The following is a 13,212-nucleotide window of genomic DNA, read 5'->3' on the forward strand; positions in this document are numbered from 1 at the left end:
TTTTTATCTTACTTTTTTTTCATAAGAAAGTGGACAAAAAATCAAACCCGCTGTAAAAAGTTAGGGAAAGCGCGCGTTACAACTGGAAAAACAGAATCCACGCTTCAACTTCCCTGGCAACTGTTTTTCTTTGCATCTGTAATGCTATGTTTTCTGGCTGCAACTATTTTACAAGGAGCCTTTTTTGGGTGCACTTCTGCGACAGTAGCGAATCGATACCAAAAGTCGCCTTTACAGTTGCAATAGAAAAATAGTGTGATATTAACTATTTAGCGCTTCTTCTAAGAACTTACTAACTAGTGATGCATTGGCCTTCCCTTGACTTTTTTTCATAATCTCCCCCATGAACATGGCTAGTAAACCTGACTTTCCATTTTTGTAAGCAGCTACTTTGTCTGGATAAGCGGTGAGTACCTCTTCAACTAGCGCTTTTAGATTAACCTGGTCATTATCCTGTATCAGATCTAACTTTTCTGCAAGCGCCATGGGGGTTATCTCTAAGTCTTGCAATAAGATAGGAAAGATTTGGCTAGCTGCAACAGAAAAACTGACCATGCCACTTTCCACTAATGTGATCAGTGCTACAAAACGGTCTACAGTCAGGGGAAAGCTCTCTAAAGATAGAGAAAGTTCATTAAGATAGCCTTTAACAGGACCTAGCAACCAGTTCGCTGCAGCTGTGTAGTAGGTAGTATGGCCACATAGTTCGTCAAATAAGATTGCAAACGCCTTGTTTTCAGTAAGTACAGAAGCAGTGTAATAGGAAAGACCATATACCTCTATAAATTTTTTAAAATAAGCTCTTGGCAATAAAGGCATGGTCTTGCGAATGCTTTCTATCCATTCTTGGGAAACCCATATAGGCGGTATGTCTGGTTCTGGAAAATACCGGTACTCGCTAGCTGTTTCTTTGGCACGAAGAGTAAGGGTTTCACCTGAAGTAGCTTGAAAGTGACGTGTCTCTGCTATGACTGGCTCACCAGCTTCTAATAATGCTATTTGGCGTTCTATTTCATGGGCTATGGCCAGCTGAACATTACGCATAGAATTCATATTTTTAACCTCTACTCTGGTACCCAACAGCTTAGATTCTTTTAAGGCTACTGAAATATTGGCATCGCAACGCAGAGAAGCCTCTTCCATATTACCATCACAGATATCTAAATAACGAACCAGTTTTCTAATTTCAGATAAAAACTGATAAGCTTCCTCTCCTGTTGTGATGGCTGGTGCAGTAACCAATTCTAACAAAGGTGTACCTGCTCGATTATAATCCAACAAGGTAATATCCTCCACCATGCCATGTAGAGATTTACCGGTATCTTCCTCTAGATGCATACGGATGAGTGCAATTTTTTTTTCTTCCCCTTCATTTGAATAAATAGTTACAAATCCACCGCGGCAAATAGGAGTAGTATCTTGTGTAATTTGAAAACCTTTTGGTAAGTCTGGATAGAAATAACTTTTTCTTGCAAAGAAATTTAAATCTGTAATAGTTGACTGGCAAGCTAACCCTAACTTTATAGCATAATCAAAGGCTTTTTTATTTACCCTAGGCAAGGTACCAGGATAGGCCAATGTAACAGGACTAAGATTCGTGTTAGGGAGGGAACCATATTCTGCTCTATCTGAGGAAAACATTTTACTATCCGTAAGTAATTGAATATGAATCTCTAACCCAATAACTACTTGATATTGCTCTTTTATACTTTCATCCATAGGTTTTTTCTGGTTTACGAGATATATTTCGCCTTGTCAAGATCAGCTATAGAAGGCCATTTTATTCAGGAGCGTGATAGGGGCTATGCACAAAAAGCAAAAACGCGCCCTTGTAAAAAGTTACGATCAGAAAGCGCAGTTTACAGATGAAACGCAAAACAGTTGTAGGGGGCGAATTGCAGCGCAGCTCCTGTGTTTCCAGCTTTAAACTGTGCTTTGAGTAACTTTTTTCATCAGCGCTTGATTTTAAAGCTACTTTTTTATCAACAAAAAAGTAGCTTTAAAAATTCCTTAAAGTAAGTTACAAGCACCTTTGACCCCGTTAGTCGTAACGTTTTAGTTCAAATTTTTCTCCAAGATAAAGTTTTCGTACTTGCTCATCTTCTGCTAATTCCTCTGCAGTACCTGCTTTAAGTAAAGTACCTGCAAACATCAAATAAGCCCTATTGGTAATTGAAAGCGTTTCATCTACATTATGATCTGTAATAAGCACCCCAATATTATTGTGCTTAAGCTTGGCTATAAGCAGTTGGATTTCTTCTACAGCAATAGGATCTACACCTGCAAAAGGCTCATCTAGTAAAACAAATTTAGGTTCAGTAGCCAATGCTCTGGCTATCTCTGTACGGCGACGTTCTCCTCCAGAAAGCACATTCCCCTTATTTTTCCGTATGTGGGTAATACTAAATTCTTCTAACAAGCTATCTAACTTTTCTTTGCATGCTTGTTTGGAAAGACCACGCATTTCCAATACAGCCATGATATTGTCCTCCACCGTTAATTCTCTAAACACAGAGGCCTCTTGAGGTAAATAACTAATACCTTTTTGCGCACGCTTATATAGCGGCAATCGGGTAATGCATTTATCATCTAAATAAATATTGCCGCCATTGGGTTTGATAAGGCCAACCGTCATATAGAAAGTAGTGGTTTTACCGGCTCCATTCGGACCAAGTAGTCCCACAATTTCACCAGAATCAACCGTCAGTGAAATGCCCTTTACTACCTTACGACCTTTGTATTCTTTGATTAATGAATCAGCACGAAGTTGCATAGAAATATTTGTAAGGAATTGGTATCGTACGCTTGCATAACGAAAGTAGGCTCAAAAATCAAGCCCCTGTGTAAAAAAGTAGCTACTATTGTTTTGTGCTTGGCCCTAATTTAAGAGAAAATATGGATTTTACTACTATTGAGCCTCAGTTCTGAGAATCTTTGATCGAGTATAAAGGTAAAAAAGCATATATTTAACCCCAAATCCAACAAGAACTTTAGTTAAGTAGGTAAAGCCTAATTTGATTGGATAGGTTACGCAATTAAACATAAACATGCATACTGCATTGCAATTTTTAGTAGAAGATCAAGATCCATATTGCAAGGCTAGGGCAGGGCTAATCACTACCAGTAGAGGAACCATTCGTACGCCTATCTTTATGCCAGTAGGCACCATAGGGTCGGTAAAATCTATTACCCAGCAAGTATTACAGGACCAGTTGGATGCCGATATTATTTTAGGCAATACGTATCATCTCTATCTGCGTCCAGGCACTGAGGTATTGGATAAAGCAGGAGGACTCCATGCTTTTATGGGTTGGCATCGTCCGATATTAACAGATAGCGGGGGTTATCAGGTCTACTCTCTTGCCAATAGCCGCAAACTTACAGAAACAGGGGTTACCTTTCGTTCCCATACAGATGGATCTAAGCATTTATTTACCCCCGAAAGTGTGGTGGATATTCAACGGAGCATTGGTTCTGATATTATGATGGTATTGGATGAGTGTACCCCTTATCCCTGTAGTTATAATTATGCAAAAGCTTCTATGGAACGGACCCATCGTTGGCTCAAAAGAGGAATAGCCTATTTTGATAATACCTTAACCGAGCAGTATGCCCATCAAACCCTGTTTCCAATTGTGCAAGGTAGTGTTTATAAAGATTTGCGCATACAATCGGCTGAAACCATAGCTGCAGCCGATAGGCCTGGTAATGCCATAGGAGGCGTATGTCATCCTAACGGTCAACTCTATGAAATTACAGAACTGGTTTGTTCGATTTTACCCAGCTCTAAGCCACGCTATTTGATGGGTGTCGGTACGCCACGTGATCTTTTAGAATGTATTGCGCTAGGTGTAGATATGTTTGACTGTGTCATGCCCACTCGTAACGGACGGAATGGTACGTTATTTACCACAAAAGGTATAATAAACATTAGAAATAAAAAATGGAAGCATGACTTTAGTCCTATAGATGCTGCGTTGGGTGGCCCAGTTAGTGGTTATTACTCAAAAGCCTATTTGCGCCACTTGATTACTTGCAAAGAGCTATTAGGTGCTCAACTGGCCAGCGTGCACAACTTAAATTTTTATCTATGGTTGGTGCGTCAAGCTAGAGAAAAAATTCAGCAGCATAACTTTGTTGCATGGAAAAACGACATGCTTACAACCATCATGGAAAAAATCTAACTAAATCAAAATGAAGCTACTAGATCGATATATTTTCCAAAAGTTTTTTTCCACTTTTTTGGTTACGCTCACCATCTTTACCCTGCTGATTATCATTATTCACGCAGCAGAAAATGTAAGCAGCTTTAAAAAGCATCACCTCTCTTTTGGTGAGATATTTAATTATTATCGTGTGCTAATGCCTTACATGGTAAACCTGTTGTCTCCTATTATTGTATTTGGGACCACGATCTGGGTAACCACTAGACTATCCAGACGATCAGAAATTATTGCCCTATTAAGCGGGGGTATTAGTTTTAACCGTATCCTAACACCTTATATGATTATTGCCGCTTTACTTACCGGAGCCAATTTTTATTTAACAGGTTGGTTATTGGCCAGTGCCAATAAGGAACGCATTAAGTTTGAAACAAAATATCTCGATTTCGATATGGGATTCTCTGATCGATCAGACTACCTGCAACTCAAGGTAGGGCCTGATCAATACCTCTATATTAGGAAATACCATGGTTACAATAATACGGGGTATGATGTAAGCTTAGATACCTTTAAAGATCATGCGTTAGTAGAGCGGCTACATGCTGAAAAAATAAGATGGCTAGCCAAGGAACAAACATGGATGCTACAATCTTGGGAGAAGCGGATTCTTTTTCCAAACTATGAGGAACTTACATCAGGTGATAATTTACGCATTTCCTTGGATATAGATCCAGAAGATTTTTCTATTAATCCTAATCTAAGAGAGGGGTTAACTTTGCCTGAATTAGATTTTCACATTCAAAAATTGATCTATAAAGGTAATGAAAGTGTCCGTTTTTTTATAGCAGAGAAACATATTCGATATATGACACCCTTTGCCATTATCATTCTTATTGTATTGGGGTTTTTAGTAGCTGTACATAAACCTAGAGGGGGAATAGGGAGACGCATTACTTTAGGCTTTGTACTGGCTTGTTTGTATATAGTCCTCTTTTTATCTGCCAAAATTGTAGCAGAAACACAAAGTGAACATCCCATACTTGAGATATGGCTACCTAATATTATCTTTGCTATTCTATGTACCATATTTTATCGACTAGTACCCAAGTAGTAGTATTGGAATGGTTACTACACACTATTCATACCAGAGTAAAACACTTAATAAACAAATTCATTACTTTATTTGCGCAAATAATTGCTATATTCGTGCAAATCTTGTTGCTATTATGTTATTGCCTATTGTATATATAGCGTTGTTTAACCAAATGCCACACCATGAAAACCAAGGTGCTTATTCTCACCGCAACTGAGCCGGGTAATTCTTTTCCAGAAAATTTTAGTTGTTGGTGTGCAGGTGCCTTAGAAGCAAAAGGGTGTGATACAGCATTAGAAACAGTCGGTTTAGAACAGTTCATACAATCTTCTTACACTAAGCCCTTAAAAATTAAAGAAGAAAAGTTAACTGCCTTGGAAGATACCTTGTCCATAATAGAAAAGTTGGTACTCATTCTTCCAGAACAAAACAATATGGTACCAATTGGGTTAGATAATTTTATAGAATTACTTTCTACCCATACAAAGAAAAACAACTATACCTTCTGTAGGTTAATAGCAATTGTCATGGATCCTGCTCATAATCATGGTCATGATCATGATTATGAGAAACAAAACGGGTTGTTATTCCGTTATCCACTCCATAAGTTAGACATGCTTTTTGGTTCAAATTTTAGCGCCAATCGTATACAAATTAAAAATAGTCCAACGGGTAATATGTGCCCACTCTTCGCAGAATCTTATAGCGATCTTTGCCAGTTGGTTCAACAAATTTTGGCTTAATTTCTTTTTTCTTTACTATATTGCCATAAAAGAAAAAACGCGCTTACAAGTTCTTTATTCCCTTTTACTTAAAAATTTTTTAGTATGTCTACCAACTATATGGATAATAAATTCGGGTTGCCTAAGCCAGATTTTCAAGGGCTACCTAAAAAGAAAGTTATATGGCCTCTTTTGATTGTTGTAGCCATTGTAGTCATTCTTATTGCAGGAAAAGTAGGTTATAATTTTTACTGGAAATCGTTTGATTCAAAAAAAACGCTTCTGCCCACTGAGCCACGAGATAATAGTAATACTATAGATCAGGCCAAAAATTCTACTAGATCATCGTCTGCCCCGTGTAAGCAAACGACTGCAGCAGGAACAAGCACAAATACTAATGATAGTACAAAACCTAGGGTAAAACAGAGTATTAGTGCGACTAAAAAAAAGCTAGCAACCAAACAAAATAAGCCATTGGTAAAACCAGGGACCTATCAAGAATTAAAGGGACCCCAAGGCATATATCACCTGGTAGTTTTCAACCATTTAGACAAGCCATCTGCTATGAAAGAAGTGCAACAGCTAATCAGAAAAAACTTAGGTGTTTATCTTATCTTACCTAGAATCGATAAAGGCGAAAAGTACTATCGTGTTACGATAGGACATAGTAAGACCGAATATGAAGCAGATGAGAAACTTAAAGCATTTAACTCAACATTCAAATTGCAGGCAAAATATAGTAACATATTTGTTTTTAAGTATTAACTCTTTATATTTATTTTAATTTAAACTTAATTTTTTGTCCATGCCAGGCTGCTTTTTGGCTTTTCTTATGCTGCCAGGTTTGTAGCAATAAAGAGAAAAAAGCTCAGCCTGCTAGATCTACATCAAGATTTTAAGTACTGACTACTTTTGTAACTTAGCATCAAAAGTAGCCTTTCAAAAAGATCTACTATAGTGTATCATAGTTTTATGCATATTTACAACGCACACACCCTCTTAGGCCTTCTTTTAAAAGGTGGTTGGTTAATGTTTCCGCTCGCCTTATTATCTTTAATGAGCGTTTACATAATATTAGAACGTTTATTGATCTATCGCAAATACTTAAATTTTCCCACCAGTTTCTTGGAAGCAATAGAAACGCAATTAAACGAAGGAGACCTCTCAAAAATAACCCATTTATGTAGCCAGCAAGATAATATTATACAAAAAGTAATGAGTAAGGGTATAAGGAAACGACAAGCTTCAAATATTGCATTGATTTTAGAGAGCGAGTCTAGTAGAATGCTATCTTTTTTAGAAGAAAAACTTTCTTTATTAGCTACTATTTCTGGAGCAGCACCTATGATTGGCTTCTTAGGTACCGTTACCGGTATGATCCAAACATTTATGGCTATTTCCCAAGAAAAGCACCATCTATCCTCTCAAGTTTTTTCAAGTGGCATTTATGAAGCAATGGTTACAACCGTGGCAGGGTTGGTGGTTGGCATTATAGCTTATTTAGGTTATAACTATTGCATTGCCCAGATCAATAAGGCTACAGCAAAATTGAACTATATAGTCAATCTTTTTTTAGCCAATATTAGATAAAGTATAGCAACCTACTCTAGAATAGATAAAAAATGAAAATCAGTATAAAAAATAAAATAGATCCCTCATTTAGCATGGCATCTATGACTGATATTATATTTTTGCTATTAATTTTTATATTGATTACAGCAAGCTATAGCCCTAAAGCGCTTCCCGTTGACTTACCCATAAGCACCAATGAAAAAACAGCGTCTGCGCCAATCAATGTAACTATTACAACCAGATTAGCCTATTACGTAGAGGGGAAACGAGTTACTTTTAATCAACTGGATCATGTGTTACAAAACGCACTAACCAAGACATCAACTAAAGTTGTTGTACTACACATAGATAAAAGGCTGGCTATAGCCCATATGGTCAAAGTAGCTGATATAGCTAATAGGTTAGGAGCTGCTGTTTCCATAGCAACGGAGTTTGAACATAAACCATGAAAAATAACGCTTTATTGTCTCCTAATGGACAAAGTATAGCTCTATCGATCGGGTTACATCTATTGATGCTAGGGTTAGCCTACTCTATAAGGTCTATGCCTGTTCCAAGCGCATCTAGTGGCCAAGCTTATAGAATTGGTTTACAATCCACTATTGCTTACATACCTAAAAAGCATCAAGCTATTCAAAGTGAAACGCAGCAATACCCACAACTAGCCAATGCATTAGAGAACCAAAGTGATACAATATCTAAGAATAGGCTAAAACGTAGTTCTGTGCGCCCACAGCGCCGATACCAAAATCAACCAAGTATTACAAAAACAGCAGAAAAAATTCCCAAATCCCATAACAACCCCATAATAATAGATGAACGTGGCTTATACAAGACAACTAAAAATGGCACCAAACAAACAGGGGCTAGCCTCGAATTAAGAGGTTGGGATTGGGATGTAGTCCCTAATCCAAATGATACTACAGAAGAATCTGGTAAAATAGTTTTTGAAATTAAGGTAGATAAAAATGGTGAAATTGTTTCTATTCAAACCATTGAAAAAACAGTTACCCCTATGGTAGAAAAAATCTATGCAGATGCACTGCGTGGCCTCACCTTTAGTAAAACAACTGATCATAGCGCTCATATTTCTACCGGTAAGGTTACTTTTATACTAGTCGTAAAGTAAAGTAATATATTATGATAAAAAAATTGATTAAGAGTCATCTAATAAAGGTTAATTCTATAGCAGCTTTGTAAAAAGCAAAAAAGTTACTAGATTTGTAAAGTCTGTTCGTTAAAAAACATCTTATTCGTAAAATATATGCTTATGTTTTTGCCTGCTCACAAATTCCTTTTACCCAAGCCCTTCCAATCTATCATGAGGTTCTGCTTATTATTATGCTTTACTTACACGATAATGGGTAGTTGCGGTATGGCTCATGATGATCAAGGAGAATTTATAGGTCACCATAATAATTTAAAATGGAAAAAAGATATTCCATTAGATATGGTTTTCATTCCAGGAGGTACATTTTTAATGGGAGGAGGGGTTAATCAAGGCGTCGTTGCCAAAACCAATATTACACAAACTACAACTGTTGGGCCACTCTATGTAGATGTAGCACCAGTTACCAATGCAAAATACCAAAGGTTTCTAGAGCTCGTTCTAGCTAATCCAGGGGAATATGGGTTAGAAGAAGCCTATATCAAAAACAAACTAATCCCTGATATAACCGTTTGGAAAAAAGATTTTCCTTTTATGTTTATGGATGATTCATTTGGCGAAAACTATTGTACAGATCCTCGTTTTGCTAATTATCCTGTAGTGGGCATTACTTTGGAAGCAGCCCAACAATTTGCCCGTGTTCGTTCTATCTATAGGAACAAATATTTAGCCTCTAATGGGTTACCTCCCTCTCCTGATTTTAGACTACCTACTGCTGCTGAATATGAGTATGCTGCAAAAGCAGGACGTCTATCTGGGCAATATCCATGGGGGGGACCTACTGTAAGAGATCAAAAAGGTAAACTTCTGGCTAATTTTCAGGTTACCAAGGGAGACTATGCAGCATCTGGTTACACGTATACTTCGCCAGTAAAGGCCTTTCCACCCAATGCCTATGGGCTTTATGATATGGCGGGTAATGTGGCAGAATGGTGTGAAGATCAATACAGTCCCTTGTTAATACATAAGAGCGGGACCATGCTTTCTCCCGATAGAGATCAAGAAGACAGTCTATTTAGGGTGATTAAAGGTGGTTCTTGGAAAGACTATGCCTATTCGTTACAAACAGGTGCTTATGATTGTGAGCATAAAGAGGTGGCGCGCTCTTATATTGGCTTTAGATGCGTTATGTCTGCTCTGTAACTTTTTATGGTAGCCATAATCTTTTTGACTATTTAAAATTCAAAAATACCATGAGACATCATCTAGTAAATACTAAATTTAAAGATAAATTTTATAGTGACATAATGCCCTTTATATACAATATTGGTGCTGCTATTGTAATATTTGGAGCTATGTTTAAGCTATTGAACCTACCTGGAGGCAACATCATGTTAGGGCTTGGACTTTCAACAGAAGCTTTAATTTTTCTTTTAGGGGCCTTTGAACCTAAGGAACAAGCCATAGATTGGTCGCGCGTATATCCTGAATTAGCCCCTAATTATAGACCTACTTTACCCAATAATGGTCCCAAGATCTCTACCATTACGCAAAAGTTGGATGAATGTTTGCAAAAAGCTTCCATAGATCACTCTTTATTAGAAAACTTAGCGCTTACTATGCGTCGTTTTTCAGAGAATATGGCTAATGTTCCTTCTTTTGCTAATGTTAGTCAAGTTACAGAAGCATATGTTCATCATGTAGGGCAAGCGAATCAAGGGATTGGAGATATGGCTCATGCCTTAACCTCCATGAACGACCTCTACAAAAAAGCCTTGGCACGTATGGAAGAACAGGCTACACAGACTAGTATGTTATATAACCATTTAGAAACCACTTTACAAGCTATGGAAATAGCCGGTAAAGAAGCGATCAATTTTAAGCAAGAGCTCTCTTCACTAAATGAAAAAATAACTGCTTTGAATGCAATATATGCTAAGACATTAACCGCTTTTAAAAGCTAAGTAGTGTATAAGCTATTAAGCAATCATTCCTGATAAAATTGTTAAGTGTTATGACTAAAGGAAAGTTAACGCCTAGGCAAAAAATGATAGGATTGATCTACTTGGTGCTAACAGCCATGTTGGCACTACAGGTCAGCTCTAGCGTATTGGATAAGTTCATCGTACTAAGTAACAGTATTGATAATAGTAGAAGGCTTCAATTAAAACAAAATCAACGTTCGATTCAAGCATTAAAAAATGCAGTTAGCGACATGGGCAATCGTCCATCAGACCTAACCATACTCCGACAAGTGACTGCTATGCATCAAGACACGGTAGCCTTGGTTGATTATATTGATGGTTTAAAAAAACAGCTCATTGATGCCGAGGGGGGGCTAGATAAGGCTACTCAGTTACCTAAAGGTCTCAAAAGCGAGGCTACAGTAGCCCATTTTATGTTCCATAAAGGTGAAGGGAACATACTAAAAAGTAAGTTAAAGAACTATATAGTACAACTGTCTAAGCTAGCCAATAAACCTTATACCTCTATTGCTTGTGATGCAAAAGATCATCAGTTTTTTAGTCATAATCCCAACCAAGCTCAAAAAGATTTTGTGGCATTAAACTTTGGTCATACCCCTCTTGGCGCTGCATTGGCTACATTAAGTCAGTTCGCTGCTGACGTAGTAGCTACAGAAGCCGATGCCATTAGCACATTAGGCGATACGATTGGCTCGTCTGACGTTAGATTCGACACGCTTAAATTACTAGCCAACACGAAATCCTATATTGTTGCCGCTGGCAGTCGGTATGAAGCAGATTTAATTTTAGCAGCCTCTTCTTCTGCTGTTTCTCCAGAGATGTTTATCGATGACCAACCTATTATAGTAGAAGAAGGAATAGGAAAAATCTCTTTTACAGCCACTCCTGGCACCTATGACAGTCATGGATTCGCTAAAAAAACTTTTAAAGCAGCTATAAAATTGAAGCTACCTGGGGGTAAGCAATCGATTATTACACAAGAAATCCCTTATTTAGTTGCCAAGCCAGTCATTCAAGTAAAAGCAGCTACGGTACAATCGCTGTATCGCAATTGCGGTAACGAGTTAGATATTCAAGTTCCTTCTCTGGGGGTTGCCTATAAACCTGAATTTAAGGTAACAGGTGGCCAAATAACACCTAGCGCTAAAAAAGGAGTAATCACAGTGATTCCTAAGGCTAAAGAGGTTAAAATAACTGTATATAACCAAGCCCATTTAATAGGTACAGAATCTTTTATGGTACAAGATATTCCTACTCCACAAATTTGTATCACCACTAAAAATAAAGCCATTGACATGAAATCAGGGCTTCCTGCACCCGGGCCCAGGGTACTTGAAGTGAACGTAGTACCTAACAAACATTTTCAAGATTTTTTACCTAAAGATGCCAGGTATCGGGTAGCAGAATGGGTGGTTACCTTAGCACGAGGTAGTCGGCCTATTCATAGCTTAACCGTCACGCATAGCGTTGCAGATTTACACGCCATTGCGTCGCTTGCCAAGCCAGGTGATCGATTGGTTATAGAAATAAAAAAAATAGAAAGGCAAAACTTTAAAAATGAAGTTGAAACTATTATAGATAAATCTTGCTTCAACATTTTAATTACTTAATTGTATACCATATGTTTATAAAACAGTCATTTTTGGTTCTACTTGTTTGGTTGGTCACCCATTTCCCATCCTATGGTCGTGTAGATCATTTGTCTCAAAGCTACAATCCGCATGCTACTCGGCCAATTCCAAGGGTCTATATTTTATATGCAAGAAAAGTTTGGAGAGAAATTTATTTAGATGAGAAACAAAATCAACCATGTTTTATGCGTGGCAAAGAGATTTCTAAAGTGATCATAGATGGTGTAAAAAATAAATTATTGCTTCCTTACAAGGATGATACGCTGACAGAAGTAATGACCGAAACCGCCTTTTTGAAAAACTTACAAATTCCAGATGAAGAGGCTACTGCACCAAACACTTCTCATGAATTTTTTCCACATCAAATTTCCACATTAAGATTAGTAGAACATGTAATTTTCAATAAAATCATTGCTAGGCAAGAGTATGATATTGAATCTATTCAATTAATTGTTCCTGGCAGAAATAATCCCCCTACCTATTTAGATCATACCATAGCTACGTTTAAGTACAAAGATATAATAGATTATTTTAACAAGCTTCCTTTTGAGTTGGTTACTTGGTACAACGCAGCTAACGCTGCAGAAAACTTAACCTGGACAGATGCTTTTGACCTTAGATTATTTTTGCCTGGTAGTAGGATTATAAAGGTAAGCAACTTAGGTGATGCTACTGTAGATGAAATCTATGAAAAAAAACCTGGCGACGGACAAGGGCTCATTGCTTCGCAGAAGATGGCAGTAGAAATTGATGTGGAACTAGAGGAATTTATGTCTGAACATTAGCCTATGGTATTGTTATAACCCAGTGCTACAAAGGAATGTAGCTGTTTACAAGTAACTGTTCAGCCAATGGCGTCAACTTAAGCGTTTATATTTTTTTGATTATTAAATATCATACTATTTTTGTATCCGTTCACGCAATGGCGTCAACTTAAG

13 protein-coding genes are annotated in these 13,212 nt (G+C 37.5%); 11 read left to right on the forward strand and 2 right to left on the reverse strand.

The features are described 5' to 3' along the window. Window positions 1-261: 261 nt before the first annotated feature. Together gatB and lptB are read right to left on the reverse strand one after the other, a co-directional pair. Window positions 262-1,719: an Asp-tRNA(Asn)/Glu-tRNA(Gln) amidotransferase subunit GatB gene (gene gatB / locus MUW74_RS01420; RefSeq protein ID WP_243517259.1), complete on the reverse strand. Its 1,458-nt coding sequence runs from the start codon at window positions 1,717-1,719 to the stop codon at window positions 262-264. Window positions 1,720-2,041: 322 nt separating this feature from the next. After that, window positions 2,042-2,773: an LPS export ABC transporter ATP-binding protein gene (gene lptB, locus MUW74_RS01425; protein WP_243018528.1), complete on the reverse strand. Its 732-nt coding sequence runs from the start codon at window positions 2,771-2,773 to the stop codon at window positions 2,042-2,044. A 286-nt stretch (window positions 2,774-3,059) separates the two neighbouring features. On the opposite strand from lptB, the gene tgt reads away from it, so the two are divergent. From tgt to gldN, 11 genes are all read left to right on the forward strand, one after another. Beyond that, a complete protein-coding gene (tgt, locus tag MUW74_RS01430) occupies window positions 3,060-4,184 on the forward strand; it encodes a tRNA guanosine(34) transglycosylase Tgt (protein WP_243517295.1) in 1,125 nt (374 codons plus the stop codon). Window positions 4,185-4,194: 10 nt separating this feature from the next. Beyond that, entirely contained in the window at window positions 4,195-5,274 is a 1,080-nt protein-coding gene (locus MUW74_RS01435; RefSeq protein WP_243517262.1) for an LptF/LptG family permease, read from the forward strand. A gap of 164 nt (window positions 5,275-5,438) precedes the next feature. Next, window positions 5,439-5,999, forward strand: a complete 561-nt coding sequence (locus MUW74_RS01440) for an NAD(P)H-dependent oxidoreductase (protein WP_243517264.1) — start codon at window positions 5,439-5,441, stop codon at window positions 5,997-5,999. 84 nt (window positions 6,000-6,083) lie between these two features. Continuing rightward, window positions 6,084-6,743: a hypothetical protein gene (locus tag MUW74_RS01445; protein ID WP_243517266.1), complete on the forward strand. Its 660-nt coding sequence runs from the start codon at window positions 6,084-6,086 to the stop codon at window positions 6,741-6,743. Window positions 6,744-6,950: 207 nt separating this feature from the next. After that, window positions 6,951-7,568: a MotA/TolQ/ExbB proton channel family protein gene (locus MUW74_RS01450; RefSeq protein ID WP_243517268.1), complete on the forward strand. Its 618-nt coding sequence runs from the start codon at window positions 6,951-6,953 to the stop codon at window positions 7,566-7,568. 32 nt (window positions 7,569-7,600) lie between these two features. Beyond that, the gene (locus tag MUW74_RS01455) at window positions 7,601-7,999 is read left to right on the forward strand and encodes a biopolymer transporter ExbD (protein ID WP_243517271.1); all 399 of its coding nucleotides are present in this window, start codon (window positions 7,601-7,603) and stop codon (window positions 7,997-7,999) included. Continuing rightward, window positions 7,996-8,679: a cell envelope integrity protein TolA gene (locus MUW74_RS01460; protein WP_243517274.1), complete on the forward strand. Its 684-nt coding sequence runs from the start codon at window positions 7,996-7,998 to the stop codon at window positions 8,677-8,679. Before MUW74_RS01455 ends, MUW74_RS01460 begins: the two co-directional genes overlap by 4 nt. A gap of 246 nt (window positions 8,680-8,925) precedes the next feature. Next, a complete protein-coding gene (locus MUW74_RS01465; RefSeq protein ID WP_243517284.1) occupies window positions 8,926-9,861 on the forward strand; it encodes an SUMF1/EgtB/PvdO family nonheme iron enzyme in 936 nt (311 codons plus the stop codon). A 50-nt stretch (window positions 9,862-9,911) separates the two neighbouring features. Then, a complete protein-coding gene (gene gldL / locus MUW74_RS01470) occupies window positions 9,912-10,622 on the forward strand; it encodes a gliding motility protein GldL (protein ID WP_243517287.1) in 711 nt (236 codons plus the stop codon). A gap of 50 nt (window positions 10,623-10,672) precedes the next feature. Continuing rightward, window positions 10,673-12,253 (forward strand): gliding motility protein GldM, encoded by a 1,581-nt coding sequence (gldM, locus tag MUW74_RS01475; RefSeq protein ID WP_243517290.1) that lies wholly within the window; start codon window positions 10,673-10,675, stop codon window positions 12,251-12,253. Between the two features lie 11 nt (window positions 12,254-12,264). Next, window positions 12,265-13,059: a gliding motility protein GldN gene (gene gldN / locus MUW74_RS01480; protein WP_243517293.1), complete on the forward strand. Its 795-nt coding sequence runs from the start codon at window positions 12,265-12,267 to the stop codon at window positions 13,057-13,059. Window positions 13,060-13,212: the final 153 nt, after the last annotated feature.

The sequence above is a fragment of the Candidatus Cardinium sp. cBcalN2 genome (genome assembly GCF_022810445.1).
Taxonomy (GTDB): Bacteria; Bacteroidota; Bacteroidia; order Cytophagales; family Amoebophilaceae; genus Cardinium.